This is a genomic window from Comamonas sp. FG99 (assembly GCF_057808605.1).
Genome location: NZ_JBMDII010000022.1, coordinates 29456 through 47288 on the forward strand (window position 1 = coordinate 29456; position 17833 = coordinate 47288).

General features: G+C 66.8%; 17 protein-coding genes. 5 read left to right on the forward strand and 12 right to left on the reverse strand.

The window, feature by feature from the left end; genetic code table 11:
- Nucleotides 1–67 precede the first annotated feature (67 nt).
- The 3 genes from holA to leuS are packed head-to-tail and all read right to left on the reverse strand — an operon-like array spanning nucleotide 68 to nucleotide 4332.
- Nucleotides 68–1114 carry a DNA polymerase III subunit delta gene (holA, locus tag ACODRX_RS15625; protein ID WP_488872445.1) on the reverse strand — a complete coding sequence of 349 codons (1047 nt, stop codon included), beginning with the start codon at nucleotides 1112–1114 and terminating at the stop codon, nucleotides 68–70.
- Nucleotides 1114–1629 (reverse strand): LPS-assembly lipoprotein LptE, encoded by a 516-nt coding sequence (locus ACODRX_RS15630; RefSeq protein ID WP_488872446.1) that lies wholly within the window; start codon nucleotides 1627–1629, stop codon nucleotides 1114–1116. The genes holA and ACODRX_RS15630 overlap by 1 nt, the downstream gene beginning before the upstream one ends.
- Complete coding sequence (leuS, locus tag ACODRX_RS15635) at nucleotides 1630–4332, reverse strand: leucine--tRNA ligase (RefSeq protein WP_488872447.1); 2703 nt, start codon at nucleotides 4330–4332, stop codon at nucleotides 1630–1632.
- Nucleotides 4333–4670: 338 nt separating this feature from the next.
- Here leuS and ACODRX_RS15640 point away from each other — a divergent pair, with 338 nt between their 5' ends.
- Nucleotides 4671–5900, forward strand: a complete 1230-nt coding sequence (locus tag ACODRX_RS15640) for a mechanosensitive ion channel family protein (protein ID WP_488872507.1) — start codon at nucleotides 4671–4673, stop codon at nucleotides 5898–5900.
- Between the two features lie 83 nt (nucleotides 5901–5983).
- Here the strand turns inward: ACODRX_RS15640 and ACODRX_RS15645 are convergent, their stop codons facing one another.
- Genes ACODRX_RS15645 through ACODRX_RS15660 form a run of 4 tightly spaced genes read right to left on the reverse strand, consistent with a single transcriptional unit; the run spans nucleotide 5984 to nucleotide 8604 of the window.
- Complete coding sequence (locus ACODRX_RS15645) at nucleotides 5984–6397, reverse strand: ExbD/TolR family protein (protein WP_488872448.1); 414 nt, start codon at nucleotides 6395–6397, stop codon at nucleotides 5984–5986.
- A 10-nt stretch (nucleotides 6398–6407) separates the two neighbouring features.
- A complete protein-coding gene (locus ACODRX_RS15650; protein WP_488872449.1) occupies nucleotides 6408–7133 on the reverse strand; it encodes a MotA/TolQ/ExbB proton channel family protein in 726 nt (241 codons plus the stop codon).
- Between the two features lie 16 nt (nucleotides 7134–7149).
- Nucleotides 7150–7974: a 4-hydroxy-tetrahydrodipicolinate reductase gene (dapB, locus tag ACODRX_RS15655; protein WP_488872450.1), complete on the reverse strand. Its 825-nt coding sequence runs from the start codon at nucleotides 7972–7974 to the stop codon at nucleotides 7150–7152.
- 54 nt (nucleotides 7975–8028) lie between these two features.
- The gene (locus ACODRX_RS15660) at nucleotides 8029–8604 is read right to left on the reverse strand and encodes an outer membrane protein assembly factor BamE (RefSeq protein ID WP_488872451.1); all 576 of its coding nucleotides are present in this window, start codon (nucleotides 8602–8604) and stop codon (nucleotides 8029–8031) included.
- Between the two features lie 130 nt (nucleotides 8605–8734).
- Here ACODRX_RS15660 and fur point away from each other — a divergent pair, with 130 nt between their 5' ends.
- On the forward strand, nucleotides 8735–9163 hold the full coding sequence (fur, locus tag ACODRX_RS15665) for a ferric iron uptake transcriptional regulator (RefSeq protein ID WP_488872452.1): 429 nt from the start codon (nucleotides 8735–8737) through the stop codon (nucleotides 9161–9163).
- Between the two features lie 66 nt (nucleotides 9164–9229).
- Here fur and hprK read toward each other — a convergent pair whose 3' ends face one another.
- From hprK to hpf, 3 genes are all read right to left on the reverse strand, one after another.
- Nucleotides 9230–10186, reverse strand: coding sequence for an HPr(Ser) kinase/phosphatase (gene hprK, locus ACODRX_RS15670; protein ID WP_488872453.1), 957 nt, complete (start codon nucleotides 10184–10186; stop codon nucleotides 9230–9232).
- A 4-nt stretch (nucleotides 10187–10190) separates the two neighbouring features.
- Nucleotides 10191–10685: a PTS sugar transporter subunit IIA gene (locus ACODRX_RS15675; RefSeq protein WP_488872454.1), complete on the reverse strand. Its 495-nt coding sequence runs from the start codon at nucleotides 10683–10685 to the stop codon at nucleotides 10191–10193.
- Between the two features lie 126 nt (nucleotides 10686–10811).
- Entirely contained in the window at nucleotides 10812–11144 is a 333-nt protein-coding gene (gene hpf / locus ACODRX_RS15680; protein WP_488872455.1) for a ribosome hibernation-promoting factor, HPF/YfiA family, read from the reverse strand.
- A 452-nt stretch (nucleotides 11145–11596) separates the two neighbouring features.
- Between hpf and ACODRX_RS15685 the strand changes: the two genes are divergently transcribed.
- The 3 genes from ACODRX_RS15685 to ACODRX_RS15695 all read left to right on the forward strand — a co-directional run bounded on the left by ACODRX_RS15685 (nucleotide 11597) and on the right by ACODRX_RS15695 (nucleotide 15081).
- Nucleotides 11597–12517, forward strand: a complete 921-nt coding sequence (locus ACODRX_RS15685; protein WP_488872456.1) for a phosphoribosylaminoimidazolesuccinocarboxamide synthase — start codon at nucleotides 11597–11599, stop codon at nucleotides 12515–12517.
- A gap of 184 nt (nucleotides 12518–12701) precedes the next feature.
- Complete coding sequence (locus tag ACODRX_RS15690; protein WP_488872457.1) at nucleotides 12702–13427, forward strand: OmpW/AlkL family protein; 726 nt, start codon at nucleotides 12702–12704, stop codon at nucleotides 13425–13427.
- A gap of 298 nt (nucleotides 13428–13725) precedes the next feature.
- Complete coding sequence (locus tag ACODRX_RS15695; RefSeq protein ID WP_488872458.1) at nucleotides 13726–15081, forward strand: L-type lectin family protein; 1356 nt, start codon at nucleotides 13726–13728, stop codon at nucleotides 15079–15081.
- A 33-nt stretch (nucleotides 15082–15114) separates the two neighbouring features.
- On the opposite strand, the gene ACODRX_RS15700 is transcribed toward ACODRX_RS15695, so the two are convergent.
- On the reverse strand, nucleotides 15115–16428 hold the full coding sequence (locus tag ACODRX_RS15700; protein WP_488872459.1) for a DUF445 domain-containing protein: 1314 nt from the start codon (nucleotides 16426–16428) through the stop codon (nucleotides 15115–15117).
- A 112-nt stretch (nucleotides 16429–16540) separates the two neighbouring features.
- A complete protein-coding gene (hmpA, locus tag ACODRX_RS15705; RefSeq protein WP_488872460.1) occupies nucleotides 16541–17719 on the reverse strand; it encodes an NO-inducible flavohemoprotein in 1179 nt (392 codons plus the stop codon).
- Between the last annotated feature and the right edge of the window lie 114 nt (nucleotides 17720–17833).

The window sequence follows — 17833 nt, forward strand, 5'->3', positions numbered from 1 at the left end:
CCACGCCCACGCGCCAGGCACAGCTGCTGTCGATTGCCTTGATCTGAGCGCCGCCGCCGGCCCGCTCTTAGCGGTAGGCCCGGCAGCACTGCTGCGCCAGCTGGTTCAGCGCGCGCCAGCTGTCCTGGGGCCAGTCCGGGTGCTTGAGGCCCTTGACGATGCCGTCCACTACATGGGCCGAATGCAGCAGGCGCGAGGCCATGGCCTCGCTCAGGCGCGGCGCGATGCGCTCGAAATGGCGCTCCTTGGCGCCCCAGATGCGGTTTTCGCGCAAGGCCATCGGCAGGGGCTTGCCCGATTGCAGGGCATCGCGCACGCGCTTGAGCGCGCGGATGTCCTCGGCCAGCGCCCAGTGCACCAGCACCTCGGCCTCGCCTTCGGCCTGCAGGCCGCCCAGCATGCGCGCCACCCGCATGCCCTGACCGGACAGCACCGCATCCGAGAGCTTGAACACGTCGTAGCGCGCCACGTTGAGCACGGCCTGCTCCACCTGCTCGAAGCCGAGCTCGCCCGCAGGGTACAGCAGCGCCAGTTTCTGGATCTCCTGGTGCGCGGCCAGCAGGTTGCCTTCGACCCGGTCGGCAAAGAACTGCAGCGTGCGCAAGCCCTCGTCGCCGCCGGCCACGCGCTGGCCCTGGGCGCCCAGCCGCTGCGCGATCCACTGCGGCAGCGCCTGGCGCTCGATGCTGTCGATCTGCACCGACACGCCCGCGCCGTCGAGCGCGCCGAACCAGGCGCTGGACTTGGCGGCCTTGTCCAGCCGCGGCAAGCTGACAATGGTGAGCAGGCAGTCGTTGCCCTCGGCCGCTGCCGCGAGCTGCTGCAGCGCGGTGGCGCCGTCCTTGCCGGGCTTGCCGGAGGGGATGCGCACCTCCACCACCTGCTTGTCGGCGAACAGGCTGAGCGAGCCGCCCGCCGCCAGCACCGCGCTCCAGTCGAAGTGCGCGCCGGCCACGGTGAAGCTGCTGCGCTCGGTATAGCCGGCCTGGCGGGCGGCTGCGCGGATGGCGTCGCCCGCCTCCTGCAGCAGCAGCGGCTCGTCGCCATGCAAGGTGTAGAGCCCGCGCAGGCCCTTGGCCAGCTGCGCGGGCAATTGGTTCAGCGCGATGTGCATCAGTCCACGGGCCGGGCCTGCTTCACGGTGGACAGGCGGCGCACGATCTGCTGCACCAGGTCGGTCTGCATGTTGCGGTAGAGCATGTCGGCTTCGGAGGCCTTGGACAGCGCGTAGGTTGCCAGGTAGCTGATCTCGCGGTACTGCATCAGCTCGGTCTCGGGTATGTACTCGGCGCCGCCCTGGGTGCGCACCCGGAACTTGGCGAACAGGCGCACCTGCATCTCGCGCACCTGGCCCGTGGCATCGCGCGAGATGATGACTTGCTGGCGGCGCTGGCCCAGGTCGTCGTAGATGGCCTCGGCCTTGGTCGCGTCGCCGGGCTCGCGCAGCACCTTCAGGCCGCTGCCCGATGCCTCCAGGTTGCGCTGCAGCTCCTTGAGGAAGTCGGAGTTGGCCGCGCCATTGAAATAGATCGAGCGGAAGGCGAAGTCCACCGAGCCGCGCAGCTTGAAGCCGCACGCCGCCAGCGGCAGCGCGGCGCCCAGGGACAACAGCGTGCGTCTTTGCATCATTTACACCACCACGTTGACCAGCCGGCCCGGCACCACGATCACTTTCTTGGGTGCCGCGCCATTGGCGAATTTCTGGAAATCCTCGCTGGCCAGCGCCGCGCCTTCAATGGCGGCCTTGTCGGCCGCCGCCGGCACGCGGATCGCGCCGCGCAGCTTGCCGTTGACCTGCAGCATCAGCTCGATCTCGTCCTGCACCAGGGCCTGGGGATCGATCTCGGGCCAGGGCGCATCGAGCAGCTCGCCCTGCGCCTGGGCGTAGCCCAGCTCGCTCCACAGCACATGGGCCAGGTGCGGCGTGGCCGGGTACAGCGCGCGCAGCAGGATGCCGAAGCACTCGAGCAGCGCCTCGCGCCCGCCCGCGCTGTCCAGCGCCTTGAAGTCCTCGAGCGCGTTGATCATCTTCATCGCGCCGGAGACCACGGTGTTGTACTGCATGCGCTGGTAGTCGTACTCCACCTGCTTGAGCACGGTGTATACCTCGAAGCGCAGCGCCTTGGCTTCCTTGCCCAGGGCCAGGCCCTTGACGCCGGCGCCGGCCGCGCTGGCGCGGGCCGCATCGAACTCGGGCGCCGCCAGCTTCACGCCAAAGTTGTACACCCGGCGCAGGAAGCGGTAGCTGCCCTCCACGGCGGCGTCGTTCCACTCCAGCGTCAGCTCGGGCGGCGCGGTGAACATGGTGTACAGGCGCGCGGTGTCGGCACCGTACTTCTCGATCAGCTCCTGCGGATCGATGCCGTTGTTCTTGGACTTGGACATGGTGCCCACGCCCTCGTAGTCGATGGCGCTGCCCGCGGGCAGCAGGCCGTCGGCACTGTCCACCGCGTTCTTGAGCTTGGCGCCGACGATCTTGCCGTCATCGCCCAGCACATGCTCCACGTCCTTGGGCCAGAAATATTCCTTGGCGCCCTTGGCGGTGCGGCGGCTGTAGATGTGGTTGAGCACCATGCCCTGGGTGAGCAGCCGGGTGAAGGGCTCGTCCACCTTGACCAGGCCCAGGTCGCGCATGACCTTGGTCCAGAAGCGCGCATACAGCAGGTGCAGGATGGCGTGCTCGATGCCACCGATGTATTGATCCATCGGCATCCAGTACTCGGCGCCATCGGCCACCATCCGCTCGCTGTTCTTCGGGTCGCAATAGCGCATGAAGTACCAGGACGAGTCCACGAAGGTGTCCATGGTGTCGGTCTCGCGGCGCGCGCGCTTGCCGCAGCAGGGGCAGACCACCCCGGCGTGGAACGCCTCGCTCTTGACCAGCGGGTTGCCCGAGCCGTCGGGCACCAGATCCTGGGGCAGCACCACGGGCAGGTCCTGCTCGGGCACGGGCTGCGGGCCGCAGTCCTCGCAGTGGATGATCGGGATCGGCGTGCCCCAGTAGCGCTGGCGGCTCACGCCCCAATCGCGCAGGCGCCAGGTGGTTTTCTTTTCGCCCAGGCCCTTGGCGGCCAGCAGTTCGGCAACCTTGTCCACGGCCGCCGCATGGCCCAGGCCGTCGAGTTCGCCGGAGTTGACGCACACGGCGCGCTGCTTGTCGCCGTACCAGTCGGCCCAGGCCTCGGTGCCGAAGCTCTCGCCTTCGGCCGCGATGACCTGGCGGATGGCGATGCCGTATTTCTTGGCAAAGGCGAAGTCGCGCTCATCATGCGCCGGCACGCCCATCACCGCGCCGTCGCCATAGCTCATCAGCACATAGTTGCCAACCCAGACCTCGACCTGGGCGCCGGTGAGCGGGTGGGTGACGAACAGGCCCGTGGGCCGGCCTTCCTTTTCCTTCAGCGCCAGCTCGGCCTCGGTAGTGCCGCCCTTCTTGCATTCCTCGATGAAGGCGGCAAGCTCGGGCTGCGTGGCCGCGGCATGCAGCGCCAGCGGATGCTCGGGCGCCACCGCGCAGAAGGTCACGCCCATGATGGTGTCGGCGCGCGTGGTGAAGACGTACAGGCGGCCGTCCTGGATCGGCTGGCCGTCGGCGCCCTTGATGTCGTGCGTGAAGGCGAAGCGCACGCCGGCGCTCTTGCCGATCCAGTTCTCCTGCATCAGGCGCACCTTGTCGGGCCAGCCGGTGAGCGTGGCCTTGTCGCCGCCGAGCTGCACATGGTCGAGCAGCTCCTGGGCGTAGTCGGTGATCTTCAGGTAGTAGCCGGGGATCTCGCGCTTTTCCACCAGCGCACCGGTGCGCCAGCCACGGCCGTCGATCACCTGCTCGTTGGCCAGCACGGTCTGGTCCACCGGGTCCCAGTTCACGACCTGGGTCTTGCGGTAGGCGATGCCCTTTTCCAGCATCTTCAGGAACAGCCACTGGTTCCAGCGGTAGTAATCGGGATCGCAGGTGGCGACTTCGCGGCTCCAGTCGATGGCCAGGCCCATGGCCTGCATCTGCTTTTTCATGTACGCGATGTTCTCGTAGGTCCACTTGGCCGGCGGCACCTTGTTCTTGAGCGCCGCGTTCTCGGCCGGCAGGCCGAAGGCGTCCCAGCCCATGGGCATGAGCACGTTGTAGCCCTTCATGCGCAGCTGGCGGGTGAGCATGTCGTTGATGGTGTAGTTGCGCACATGGCCCATGTGCAGCTTGCCGCTGGGGTAGGGCAGCATGGAGCAGGCGTAGTACTTGGGCCTGGTCTTGTCTTCGGTGACACGGTAGGCGTCGCCCGCGGCCCAGTGGGCCTGCGCGGCGCGCTCGACTTCGGTATGGTTGTATTTGTCTTGCATGGAACGGGTCGGAAAAACAGGCGGGCCGCCGCCACCGATCACTGGGCGCGTCCCGAATGGTCGAAGATTGTAGGCGCTTCGGGCAATGCAACCGCCGCGCCATGGTATGCGGCCCGGCGCCGAAAACGCAGTGCGCGGCCGGGGTTTGCACGTCCTGTCACAATATTGCGGCAAAACCATCGGCAATGCTTGTCTGCATTGCGCAATCAGCTCTCGTTTCAAGAGCAATCTCCGCGCCCGGCCCTCGCTGGCCCCGGCACCTGGCCCACCCTCAGCCCAAGGAACACGCCCCCGTGAGCTTTGACGTTTTCGCCACCCTCCACTCCCTCGACCCCTGGATGCAGACCGCGATCGCGCTGGCCGCATTGGTCCTGCTGGCCTATGCGCTGCGCTGGACCGTGCGCCTGCTGCTGCTGCGGGCGGTGCCGCGCTTTCGGCGCAACCTGCCTCCGGGCTGGCTGCAGGCGCTGCTGGGCGACACCGTGCTCAGGCGGCTGTCGCAGCTGGTGCCGTCGCTGGTGATCCAGGCCGGCATCGCGGCGGTGCCGCACCTGCACCCGGCCGCCGCCACCGTGATCCGCAATGTGGCGGTGGCCGTTACCGTGCTGCAGGCCGCGCGCGTGCTGATGGCGCTGCTCGATGCGCTGGAGCAGCACAACCAGGCCTCGATCAGCGCCGCGCGCGACGGCGGCGCGCCCACCCGCTCCATCAAGAGCTATGTGCAGCTGGGCAAGCTCGTCATCATGCTGGTGGCCTGCATCGTGATGGTGGCCACGCTGATCGACCGCTCGCCGCTGATCCTGCTGTCGGGCCTGGGCGCGATGTCGGCGGTGCTGATGCTGGTGTTCAAGGACACCATCCTCTCCTTCACCGCCGGCGTGCAGTTGGCCGGCAACGACATGCTGCGCGTGGGCGACTGGCTGCAGATGGACCAGGTTGGCGCCGACGGCGCGGTGGTGGACATGGCGCTGAACACGGTGAAGATCCGCAACTGGGACAACACCATCACCACCATTCCCACCTGGCGGCTGATGAGCGAGAGCTTTCGCAACTGGCGCGGCATGTCCGAATCGGGCGGGCGCCGCATCAAGCGCGCGCTGAACCTGGATGCCGGCACCGCGCGCTTTCTCACGCCCGAGGAGATCGACGAGCTGAACCACATCGCGCTGCTGCGCCCCTACCTCACCCAGGTGCGCGCCGACATCGCCGCCTACAACGCCGACTTCGCGCGCCGCTCGCCCGACATGGCCGGCGAGATCGTGAACCTGCGCGCGCTCACCAATATCGGCACCTTCCGCGCCTATGTGAATGCCTACCTGCAGGCCCATCCGCGCCTGCGCAAGGACATGACGCTGATGGCGCGCATGCTGCAGCCCAGCGAAAACGGCATGCCGATAGAGATCTACGCCTTCACCGCGACCACCGCGTGGACGGAATACGAGGGCATCCAGGCCGACATCTTCGACCACCTGGTCGCCATCCTGCCCGAGTTCGGCCTGCGCGCCTTCCAGAACCCCTCGGGCAGCGACCTGGCGCTGGCGCTGCGGCCGGGCACGGTACCTCAATAAAAAATGAGCTGCCAGCGCATGCTACATAAGCGATTCAAATACTTTTATATCGCAAACACTTACATAGCAAGCGCTGGCAGCTCCTATTTTTTCTGAGCCACGAAACCCAGCCGGCTCAGCCCGGCGGCGTGGGCCGCGTCCATGACCCCGACCACGCTGCCGTAGGGCACCGCCCGGTCTATGCTCAGCTGCACCTCGGTATCGGGGCGGCTGGCGCCCGCCTGCTGCAGGCGCTGCTGCAGCGCTGGCAGGTCGGTGGCCTGGCCATCGGCGAAAAGCCGGCCCTGGGCATCGATCTGGATCGCAATCGCCGCCGGCGCATCGCTGGGCGTGGCCGAGCGCGCCTGCGGCAGCTCCAGCCGCAGCGAGGCCGCCAGCAGTGGCGCCGCCAGGATGAAGATCACCACCAGCACCAGCATCACGTCGACCAGCGGCGTCACATTGATGGCGCTGATCGGCTGCGCGGCCTGCGATGCACGGAAGCGCCCGAATGCCATGGCCCCGCCTTCAGCGCGCGCCCACCGAGGCCATGTGCGCCGCAGGCAGCGCATGGGCCGCATGGGCTGACAGCGGCTGGGGCTCGTCACCCGCCCGGCCCTTGGCCCATTCGCACAGGTCGTGCGCCAAGCCTTCGAGCTGCTCCTCGACCAGCGCCGCCCTGCGCCCCAGCAGGTTGTAGGCCAGCACCGCGGGTATGGCCACCGCCAGCCCGGCGGCGGTCATCACCAGCGCCTCGCCCACCGGGCCGGCCAGCTGCTCGATGCTGATGCGGGCCGTGCCGGCCAGCGACACCAGCGCCTGGTGGATGCCCCAGACCGTGCCCAGCAGCCCCACGAAGGGTGCGGTGGCGCCGATGGTGGCCAGCAGGGTCTGGCCCCACTGCAATTGCCGGGTTGCGGCCAGCAGGGCCTCGCGCAGCACGCGCGTGGCCTGCACCTGCGTGCCGCTGGCGGCCGCCAGGCCGCCGGCGCCGGCCGTCAGCCCCTGCATCGCGGCCAGCGCCGGCGCGACGATGCCGCTGCGGTCAAGGCGCGAGGCAGCCTGCAACGCCTGCGCCCAGCCGGGCGCCTGCCAGAAGGCGCCGATGGCGCGCGGCGTGTCGCGCCCGGCGCGTGCCAGCCACCAGCACCGGGCCACGATCACCACCCAGCTGGCCACCGACATCGCAAGCAGCACGCCGGCCGTGCTGCGGCTCACCCCATCCGTTTGCGCCAGCCATTGCAGCGGAGTCATCGCAGCGCCCGGCTACCTAGCGGTCCAGGCCCAGTACGTCGTACATGTCGAACAGGCCGCTGCGCTGCGCCGCCAGGAAGCGTGCCGCGCGCAGGCTGCCCTGCACATAGCCGGCCCGGCTATTGGACTTGTGGCTGATCTCGATGCGCTCGCCCGCGCCCACGAACAGCACGGTATGCTCGCCCACGATATCGCCGCCGCGCACGGTGGCAAAGCCGATGCTGCCATCCACGCGCGCGCCGGTATCGCCATAGCGCTCGTACACCGCGCGGTCGGCCAGCCGCGTGCCCTGGGCCTCGGCGATCACCTCGCCCATCTTCAGCGCGGTGCCCGAGGGCGCATCCACCTTGTGCTTGTGGTGGGCCTCGATGATCTCGATGTCATAGCCGGTGGCAAGTGCCTTGGCCGCCATCTCCAGCAGCTTCATGACCACGTTCACGCCCACACTCATGTTGGGCGCGAACACGATGGCGGTCTTTTGCGCATGGCGGGCGATCTCGGCCTTTTGCGCCTCGCTGAAACCGGTGGTGCCGATCACCACCTGCACGCCGCGCTCGGCGCAGGCGGCCAAATGGGCCAGCGTGCCTTCGGGGCGGGTGAAGTCGATCAGCACATCGGCCTGGGCCAGGCCCTGCTGCAGGTCGGCGGTGATGGCCACGCCGCTGGCCTTGCCCAGAAAGCCCGCGGCATCGCTGCCCAGCAACGGGCTTTGCGGCACGTCGAGCGCGCCGGCCAGCACCAGGTCATCGGCCTGGACGATGGCTTCGATCAGCATGCGGCCCATGCGGCCACTGGCGCCGGCCACGGCAACGCGGCGGGCGGAAGGAGAAGAGGTGGTCATTCGGAAGTCGCCTGATCAAATTGCTCAATGGGTGCGGCGCGGCGCACTCCCGCCCTAGCGCGCCGGCGCCTCCAGCGGCGGATAGCTGCTGGGCCGCGTGCCCGCGGCGGCGGCCGGCTTGGCGGCATCGTCGCCGGCATCGGCATCGGCCTGCGGGGCGGGCTTGCCGGCACTCTTGGCCAGCTGCTCGGGCGTGGCCTCCAGCACCGGCACCTTGGGGTTCTTGATGGAGGTGCTCAGCGAAGCGACGAACTCCTCCTCGCTCGGCATCTCGTCGCCCTCGAAGCGCTCGAGCGCATCGTCCTTGAAGAAGACCGAGAACTTGCGGGTCTGCTCGGGAACGCCGGGCCGCTTGATCGTGAAGACATAGTCCCAGCGGTCCGAATGGAACACGCTGGTGAGCAGCGGCGTGCCCAGCACGTCCTTGACCTGCTGGCGGCTCATGCCCTGCTGCAAGGCCTCGACCTGCTGCTTGGTCACGACATTGCCCTGCACCACCTCCACCTTGTAGGGCGTGATGGTATCGGCGAATTTGCGGCTGGCGTCGTTGAAAGTGCTGCAGGCCGCCACGCTGGCTCCAAGCGCCAGCAACATGGCCAGGCGGACGCTGGAGGTGACTTGTACGGGCATGGTTTTATACATAGCGATATGATGGACCATTGTAGCGGCAGGCCTGCCGCCAGGCGCCGTAAGAACCTGTATATGATCTTTACGCTGCCGCGGCGGGCCGCAAACACGATCCAAGAGATACCAGGAGCCCATGAACAACCATATCGAAGACCTCAAGAGCACCGGCCTCAAGGCAACGCTGCCCCGCCTGAAGATCCTCGACATCTTCCAAAGCGGCGCCCAGCGCCACATGACGGCCGAAGACGTGTTCCGCGTGCTGCTGGAAGAGCGCTCCGACATCGGCCTCGCCACCGTGTACCGCGTGCTCACGCAGTTCGAGCAGGCCGGCATTCTGATCCGCAGCAACTTCGAGGGCGGCAAGGCCGTCTACGAACTGAACGAAGGCCAGCACCACGACCACTTCATCTGCACCAGCTGCGGCAAGGTGGAGGAGTTTTTCGACCCCGAGATCGAAAAACGCCAGCAGTTGATCGCCCAGCAAAAGGGCTGGGCGGTGCACGACCACGCGATGGCGCTGTATGGCCAGTGCGCCGCCTGCGTGGCCAAGCTGCACAAATAGGCCAGCCCCTTCAACCGGCCACCAGCTCCCTGCGCCTGGCATACGGGCGGCAGGGAATTTTTTTGCTTAGATTTCTATGCCGCGCGCCATCGCCTTGCGGTGGCGGTCGACGAATTCCTGGTAGGTGTCGATGCCGCGCAGCTGCAGGATGGTGTTGCGCACCGCCGCCTCCACCAGCACGGCGATGTTGCGCCCGGCCACCACCTGGATCACCACCTTGAGCACCGCAATGCCCAGCACGTCCTGCGTCAGTGGCGCCGACGGCAGGCGCTCGTAGTCGCGCTCCATCGTCTCCTTGCGCACCAGGTGCACGATGAGCTTGAGCCGCATCTTGCGGCGCACCGCGGTCTCGCCGAAGATCGCGCGGATGTCGAGCAGGCCGATGCCGCGCACCTCCAGCAGGTTCTGCAGCAGCTCGGGGCACTTGCCCTCGATCGTGGTCTGGTTGATGCGGTACAGGTCGACCGCATCGTCGGCCACCAGGCCGTTGCCGCGGGTGATCAGCTCCAGCCCCAGCTCGCTCTTGCCCAGGCCTGACTCGCCGGTGATCAGCACGCCCAGCCCGAGAATGTCCATGAACACGCCGTGCATGGTGGTGCGGTCGGCGAAGTGCTTGGACAGATAGGCCCGCAGCACATCGATCACGAACGCGGCCGACTCGCCGGTGGAGAACATCGGGATCTGCGCCCGCTCGCACATCGAGAGCAGCTCCTGCGGCGCGCCCTGGCCATCGGCCAGCACCAGCACCGGCGGCTCCAGCGTCACGATGCGGGCGATGCGGCGCTTGCAGTCCTCGGTGGTGGAGTTGGTGAGGTAGGAGATCTCGCGCTCGCCCAGCACCTGGGCGCGGTAGGGGTGGATGTAGTTGAGATAGCCCACCAGGTCGGCGCTGGAGCGCGCGCTGCGCACCGCGACCTCGTCGAAGCGGCGCTCCGATGCGCCCAGCCCCGCCAGCCATTCCCAGCGCAGGGAACTGCGAAACGCCTCGAAGAGGACGTCCGCGCTGACCACATTGGGCTTCATCGCGTCAGGCCGAGACCTGGCTCGAAGTGCGGGCGGCCGCAGCGGTCGACTGCCAGTTGGCAATCATGGCATGCAGCTCCTGGGCATTGGCGGTGATCTTCATCTGGTCGCGCAGCGCGCCATTGCTCAACAGCTCGGCGATCTCGCCCAGGATTTCCAGATGCTGCTGGGTCGCCGCTTCGGGCACCAGCAAAAAGATGAGCAGGCTGACCGGCTGCTCGTCGGGCGCATCGAAACCGATGGGCCGGGCCAGCTGAAAGACGGCCGCCATCGGCGACTTCAGGCCCTTGATGCGGCCATGCGGTATGGCCACGCCATGCCCCAGCCCCGTCGATCCCAGCCGTTCACGGGCAAACAGGCTGTCCGTGACCAAGGCACGCGAGAGTCCATGCAGGCTCTCAAACAGGAGACCGGCCTCCTCGAATGCGCGTTTTTTGCTGGTGACATCAACGCTCACTAACACTTGGGCAGGGGGCAATATGGAGGCAAGACAGTTCATTGGAGTGTGTGTCAGCTGGCAATCGGCACGGCATACCCGGACAAACGCAGCCACGCCACCGCAGTGGCGTAGCTGCCCCGTATTATCGGATACAGATTGTTCAAGCTTTTTTACTCGGTTTTTGGCTTACGCCAAAGCCTGCCTGAGAGCATCGCTGTAGTGGGATTGAACACGCTGCTTGTGGCGGCCGACCATGCGGTCGAGGCGATCGACCAAGGCATCGACGGCTGCATAGAGATCATGGTGGCTGCACTGCACGCACAGGTCGTCACCCTTGACACGCAGGTTGCACACAACCCGCTGCCGCTTCTCCCTTTCTTTCTGTTTCTCGACCGAAAGCAAAACCTTCGCATCCACCACCTGGTCGAAATGGCGCGTGACACGGGACAGCTTGGCTGTTACATATTCACGCAGCGCAGGGGTTACGGACAAATGGTGACCGCTGATCGTCAAATTCATGAACAAGTCTCCTTCTGCAGGACAGAAACATGCCTTCGATTTCTGAAAAATCCTAGGCATTGCGAGGACGGAAACACATGCATGCGTGGAAACCACTATGCGCCCGGCTCTGCAAAATTGCAAGTCCATGACAGTGCCAGGGGTCGGGAATTGGCGCCCGCAAGCCCGCTTTCGCGCCACAGCGGTTACAAGTTGGCCCTTGCAAGCTGCGGCGCCACCGGCATGTCGATCATGCTTGGCGCGCATGCGCTGCTCCTAAAAAAATTCAGCACCGCGCCGCCCGGCCTGGCGCCCTCACCTATCGGACTACGTGCTTTCGTGTGCGGCTTGGCCGCAGCCGCCGGCCTGCGCCGGGCGCAAACGCCCCGCCCGGCCGGTTGCCGACTAGAATCACCCGTTGGACCCGCGCCAGGACTTGGCCGGGCCCGCTGCAATCGAGCCTTCTCCCGACCATGACCCAAGCCACCACAACTGCCCTGCATACCTCCAAGATCACCTCCCTGCCGCTGCTGGCGCGGGGCAAGGTGCGCGACAACTACGCAGTGGGCAACGACCGCATCCTGATGGTGGCCTCGGACCGCCTCTCGGCATTCGACGTGATCATGGGCGAGCCCATCCCGGGCAAGGGCGCGCTGCTGACCCAGATGGCGCTGTACTGGTTCGACAAGCTGGGCGGCATCTGCCCCAACCATCTCACCGGCGACGCGCCCGAGAGCGTGGTCACCCCCGCCGAAGTGCCGCAGGTGCAGGGCCGCTCCATGCTGGTCAAGCGCCTCAAGCCGGTGCCCATCGAGGCGGTGGTGCGCGGCTATCTGGCCGGCAGCGGCTGGAAGGAATACCAGGAGTCGCAATCGGTGTGCGGCGTGCCGCTGCCCGCGGGCCTGACCAATTCCGCCAAGCTGCCCGAGCCCATCTACACGCCCGCCGCCAAGGCCGAGGCCGGCGAGCACGACGAGAACATCAGCTTCGAGCGCACGGTGGAGATGGTCGGCCCCGAGCTGGCCGCCCAGATCCGCGACATCAGCATCGCCATCTACCGCAAGGCCGCCGCCATCGCGCTGGACAAGGGCATGATCATCGCCGACACCAAGTTCGAGTTCGGGCTGGACGAGAACCACCAGCTGGTGCTGATGGATGAGGTACTCACCCCCGACAGCTCGCGCTACTGGCCGGTCGAAGGCTATGCCGACGCGCTGGCCCAGGGCGCCAACCCGCCCAGCTACGACAAGCAGTTCGTGCGCGACTGGCTGGAGCAGGCCAAGGTGGGTGGCAAGCCCTGGGACAAGACCGCCCCCGCCCCGCGCCTGCCGCAGGAGGTGATCGAGAAGACCGCCGCCAAGTACCGCGAGGCGCTGCAGCGGCTGACCGCCTGAGCCAAACCGCCCTCGCTCCGCCTAACCGAAAACCTGCCCTTGCGGCAGGTTTTTTTATGAACAAACCACAATTTCGAACGAATGTGCTTTTTATTACACATTCAATGCGAACGGCCGTGCTTTTTTTCCATGCTCAGATCAGAATAGCCAAAAAACCAACCCTGACCATGCAAGGAGACAAGCCATGAAATTTTCCAAGATCTGGGTCGCCGCCATGACCCTGACCGCCATTGCCGGCGGTGCCCACGCGCAGAAGGCAGGCGACTGGGTGGTGGGCGCGGGCGCACTGCTCTATGCGCCGCAGGACAGCACCACGCCGCTGCGCTTCGTCAGCCCGGTGCAGCAGGAAATCCCCGGCTCGGGCGCAAACGTGCACAACGCCACCACGCTGGGCCTGAATGTGCACTACTTCCTGACCGACAACTGGGCCATCGAAGGCGTGCTGGGCGTGCCCCCCAAGATCAAGCTCGATGGCGCCGGCACGCTGGCGCCGATTGGCGAGCTGGGCAGCGCCAAGCTGTACGCGCCCTCCGTGCTGGCCAAGTATTTCTTCGGCAATGCCGACGACAGGTTCCGCCTGTCGGTGGGCGCCGGCGTCACCTACACCGCGTTTCGCAGCGTCCACCTGACCCAGGGCCTGCAGAACACGCTGGGCGGCGCGCTCAAGCTGCCGCCGGGCGCATCGTCCACCTCGGCCGACATCGACAGCAAATGGGCACCGGTGTTCAACGTGGGCGCCAACTACGCGATCGACAAGAACTGGGGCCTGACCTTCTCGGTGTCCTACATCCCGATGAAGACCAACGCCACGCTGACCACGCAGGTCGGCGGCAAGACGGTGGCCGTCTCCAAGACGCGGGTCACGCTGGACCCGTTCGTCCCCTTCCTGTACCTGACCTACAAGTTCTGACCCGCCTGCTCACTGGAGCGGAGATTCCAAGCGCCCTGCGGGGCGCTTTTTTTTGCCGCCGGGCCGCCCCAAGGCAAAAAGCACCCACTCGGGGGGCAGCGGCCACACGAAGTGGGCAAGCGTGGGGGCCATTTTTCCCGCACCACGATGGCTGCGCCTGCGCTGCAGGCGCTGACAGTTATCAAATCTTGACAATTCATATTTTCAATTCATTGAGTTTTCAATATAAAAATAATCAATCCAAATCATCCAATCCTGCGGTCCAGGCAAGGCCGCGCGCCCCACGAGGAGATCTCCCATGGCACTCTCACGACATTGCTCCAAAGCCGCATGGTGGCTGCTGCCCGCCCTTCTGGGCGCATCGCTGTCGCAGGCGGCCATACGAGAAACCTTCACCGGCACCACGGCTCCCAACTGGACCATCTCCAACAACTCGGCCTTGACGGCGCCGAGCATCGACGCCGATGGCTCGGGCTGGCTGCGCCTGAATCCGCTGAAGCAGTCGCAGATCGGCCGCGCGGTGCTGAGCGGCGCATCCGAGGTACTCACGCCCGGCACGCCGCTGTATTTCGAGTTCGAATACGTCTCCTGGGGCGGCAACGGCGCCGATGGCCTGGCGGCGTTCCTGTACGACGCAAGCAAGGACATGTCGGGCGCCTCCTCCGGCGGCTCGCTCGGCTATTGCGCGGGCGCAGGCGCCTACCTGGCCATCGGGCTGGACGAATGGGGCAATTTCTCCGGCCCGTCGTGGCCGGCCAAGAACTGCGGCTTCCTGAATACCGACCCCGCACGCGCAGAACATGCCCAAAGCGTGGTGATCCGTGGACCGGAGACGGACAACTACCCGCTGGTGGCCACCACTAAATACGCGCCGGGCATCGATGTTCCTGCGGTGACCGAGCGCCCCACCGTCACCAAGGTCCAGGCCACGCTGCAGCCGGCATCGCCGGGCTACAACATCACGGTGACCCTGGTGCGCGACGGCGCATCCACCGTGGTGCACAACAATGTGTCGTTCCCCTATGCGGCCCCGGCCGCGGTGCGCCTGGGCTTTACCTCTGCCACCGGCACCCGCACCAACATCCACGAGGTGCGCAATGCGGTGTTTGCCGTGCTGGCCGAGGTGGACGCAGCCAAGACCCTGTTGACGCCCACGCCTGCGAAGCCAGGATCGACCGTTTCCTACAAGATCACTTTCAGCAACCTCTCGTCCTTCGACATCCCGAGCGGCAACATCAGGTTCGAAGATGCGATTCCCGCCGAAATCACGAACCCGAGCTGGACTTGCGCCGGCACCGGCTGCCCGGGAGCCAGCGGCAGCGGCAGCATCCAGGCGCTCAACGGCGGCAGCTTCGAGGCCAATGGCAAGGTGGAATTCACCGTCACCGGCCAGCTGGCCAGCGGCGTCACCGATGGCCAGGTGATTCCCAATACCGCCAAGATCAGCTTCAACGCCAACTCGATCTATGCCGGACCAGAGAAAGAGGCCACGGCCGAGCTGACGGCGCAGGTCCCCACCCAGCCGCCGCAGCCTCCTGCCGCGGCAGCGCCGGTGCCGCTGCTGCAGGGCGCGGGGCTGCTGCTGGCATCGGCCGGCCTGGGCGGCTTGGGCGCGCTGCTGGCGCGGCGCCGCAAAGCCCGCCAGGCCGACTGAGCGGCGCGATAGGCGAGACGGGGCAGGCGGGCCTCAGGGCCCGGCCCAGCGCAGCTGGAACAGCTGATCGACCCAGAACAGCACCAGCCCGATCAGCCCGCCCACCAGCGTGCCGTTGATGCGGATGAACTGCAGGTCGCGGCCGATGTTCCACTCGACCAGGTCGCTCAGCTCGCGCGCATCCCAGCGCTTGACCGTCTCCTCGATGTGCGCGGCCAGGAACTGCGAGATATCGGGCGCCAGGCCCTGGACCCAGATCTCCATGCGCCGGTTCAGCGAGCGGCGCAGCGCCTCGTCGCCGGCCAGCGAGCGGCCCAGCCACAGCCCCATGGCGCGCACATTGCGCGCCAGCATCGAGTGCTCGCTCGCCAGGTCGCGCTGCAGCGCGGCGCGCAGGCTCTGCCACAGCGCCTGCACATAGGCGCCCACCTGCGGGTCGTGCTGCAGGTAGCGGCGCAGCTCCTCGCCCTTGGCCAGCCAGGCCGGATCGTGCGCCAGCCGCTCCACCCATTCGTGCATGCTGGCATCGAACTTGGCGCGCAGCAGGTGCTGCGGGTTGTCGGCGATCGCCTCCAGCAGCGATTCGAGCGCGCTGGCCACCATGTCCGAGCCCTTGCCGCTGAGCCAGTCGGTGGGCAGCATCTTCTCCTTCCATGGATGCTCGGTCTTGAGCCAGTGGGCAATGGTCTGCGCGATCAGGGTGCGGGTCTCGGCCTCGTGCAGCAGCTCGACCAGCCGGCCGAGCGCCTGCTCCAGCAGGGCCTGGTGGCGGCCGTCCTGCGTCAGCGTGGCCAGCACCCTGGACAGGGTCTGCGACAGATCCATCTGCCCGAGCAGCGTGCGCAGCGCGGTCTTGATGAAACGCTCCACCTGCTGGTCCTGCGCGGTATCGAGCGCCGCCGCCGCCAGCCGCGCCACCTGGTGGCCCAGCAGTTCGGCATGGGCCGGGCTCTTGAGCCACTGCGCCAGCTTGTCGGCCGGGCTGTGCTGGCGGATCAGGCGCACCAGGGAGTCGGCATCGAGAAACTTGTCGCGTACGAAGGTCGCCAGGTTCATGCCGATGCGGTCCTTGTTGCGCGGGATGATGGCCGTATGCCGCTGCACCCAGGGAATCGGAATGTGGCGAAACAGCGCAGCCACCGCGAACCAGTCGGCCAGCGCGCCGACCATGGCCGCCTCGGCCACGGCCTTGGTGCAGCGCAGCAGCATCTGCCAGGACGCCGCCTGCACGCCAGGCTGCGGCAGCAGCCAGCTCACCCCGAGAAACAGCGCGGCTGCCGCCAGCAGCAGCAATAACGGCACGCGCTTGGCGCGGCGCAGCAGGGCTTGTTGTTCGGCTGTCAGCATTGCTCCACTGTAGCCGAGTAAAAGCATAGCTGCCAGCGCTTTATTGATAAAGATTTCAATGCTCTACAGCATTAAAACCTTTACGTAGAGGGCGCTGGCAGCTATCGATTTATCAGGCCAGGGCCTCGGCCGGCCCGAAGAACTCGTAGCGCACCTGCTTGTCGGGCACGCCCAGGTTCTTGAGCGAGCGCTTGAGCACGCGCATGAAGGGGCGCGGGCCAAGGAAGTACACGTCGGCATCGCGCGAAGCGGGCAGCCATTCGCCCAGGCGCTGCTCGCTCAGGTAGCCTTCGGCGTCCACCGCGTCCTCGGGCACGGCGCGGTCGTAGCAGTAGTAGCGGGTGAGCTGCGGATGCTCGGCCGCCAGCTGGTCGATGCGTTCGCGGAAGGCATGCACCGAGCGCTCGCGCGCGCAGTGGATGAAGGTCACCGGCCGCTCGGCCGCCAGCGCGGTCGCCAGCATGGGCAGCGTGGGCGTGATGCCGACGCCGCCGCTGATCAGCACCAGCGGCTTGTCGCTGTGCTGCAGCGTGAAATGGCCGGCCGGCGGAAACAGCTGCAGCGTGTCGCCCACCTGCACCTGGTCGTGCAGGAAGTTGGACACCTTGCCCCCCGGCTCGCGCTTGACGCTGATGCGCAGGCTGCGGCCGTTGGCCGGCGCCGACAGCGAATAGTTGCGCCGCTGCTCCACGCCGCCAACCACCACGCGCAGGCCGATGTACTGGCCCGGCAGGTGCGCGATCACCTTGCCGCCATCGGCCGGCACCAGGTACAGCGAGCTGATCTCGGCGCTCTCCTGCACCTTCTTCTCGACCTTGAAGGCACGCTCGCCGCGCCAGCCGCCCTCGGCCGCGGCGGTGCGCTCGTACACATCGCGCTCGGCGGCGATCAGGATGTCGGCCAGCTGCTGGTAGGCCGCGCCCCAGGCGGCCAGCACCTCGTCGGTGGCGATCTCGGCGCCCAGCACCTCGCGGATGGCGCGCAGCAGGCAGGTGCCGACGATGGGGTAGTGCTCGGCCTGCACCTGCAGCGCCACATGCTTGTTGACGATCTGCGCGGGCAGATCACCCAGGGCGTCTAGCCTGTCGATATGCTTGGCATACATCAGCACGCTGTGGGCCAGCGCGCGCGGCTGGGCGCCGCTTTGCTGGTGGGCCTGGTTGAACAGCGGCCGCACCTCGGGGTACTCGCCCAGCATGGTGTTGTAGAAATGGGTGATCAGCGCCTCGCCGCCGGTCTCGAGCAGCGGTACGGTGGACTTGACGATGGCGCGTTGGTTCTCGGTCAGCACAGAAAAAACTCCTTGCGGTCAATGGACTCGGCTTTTCCACAGGCAAGCCCCATGCCAGCCCTGCGCACCAGCCACATCAAGCACTTGCGTCAACAGGAGTCAATTCGACAGCGA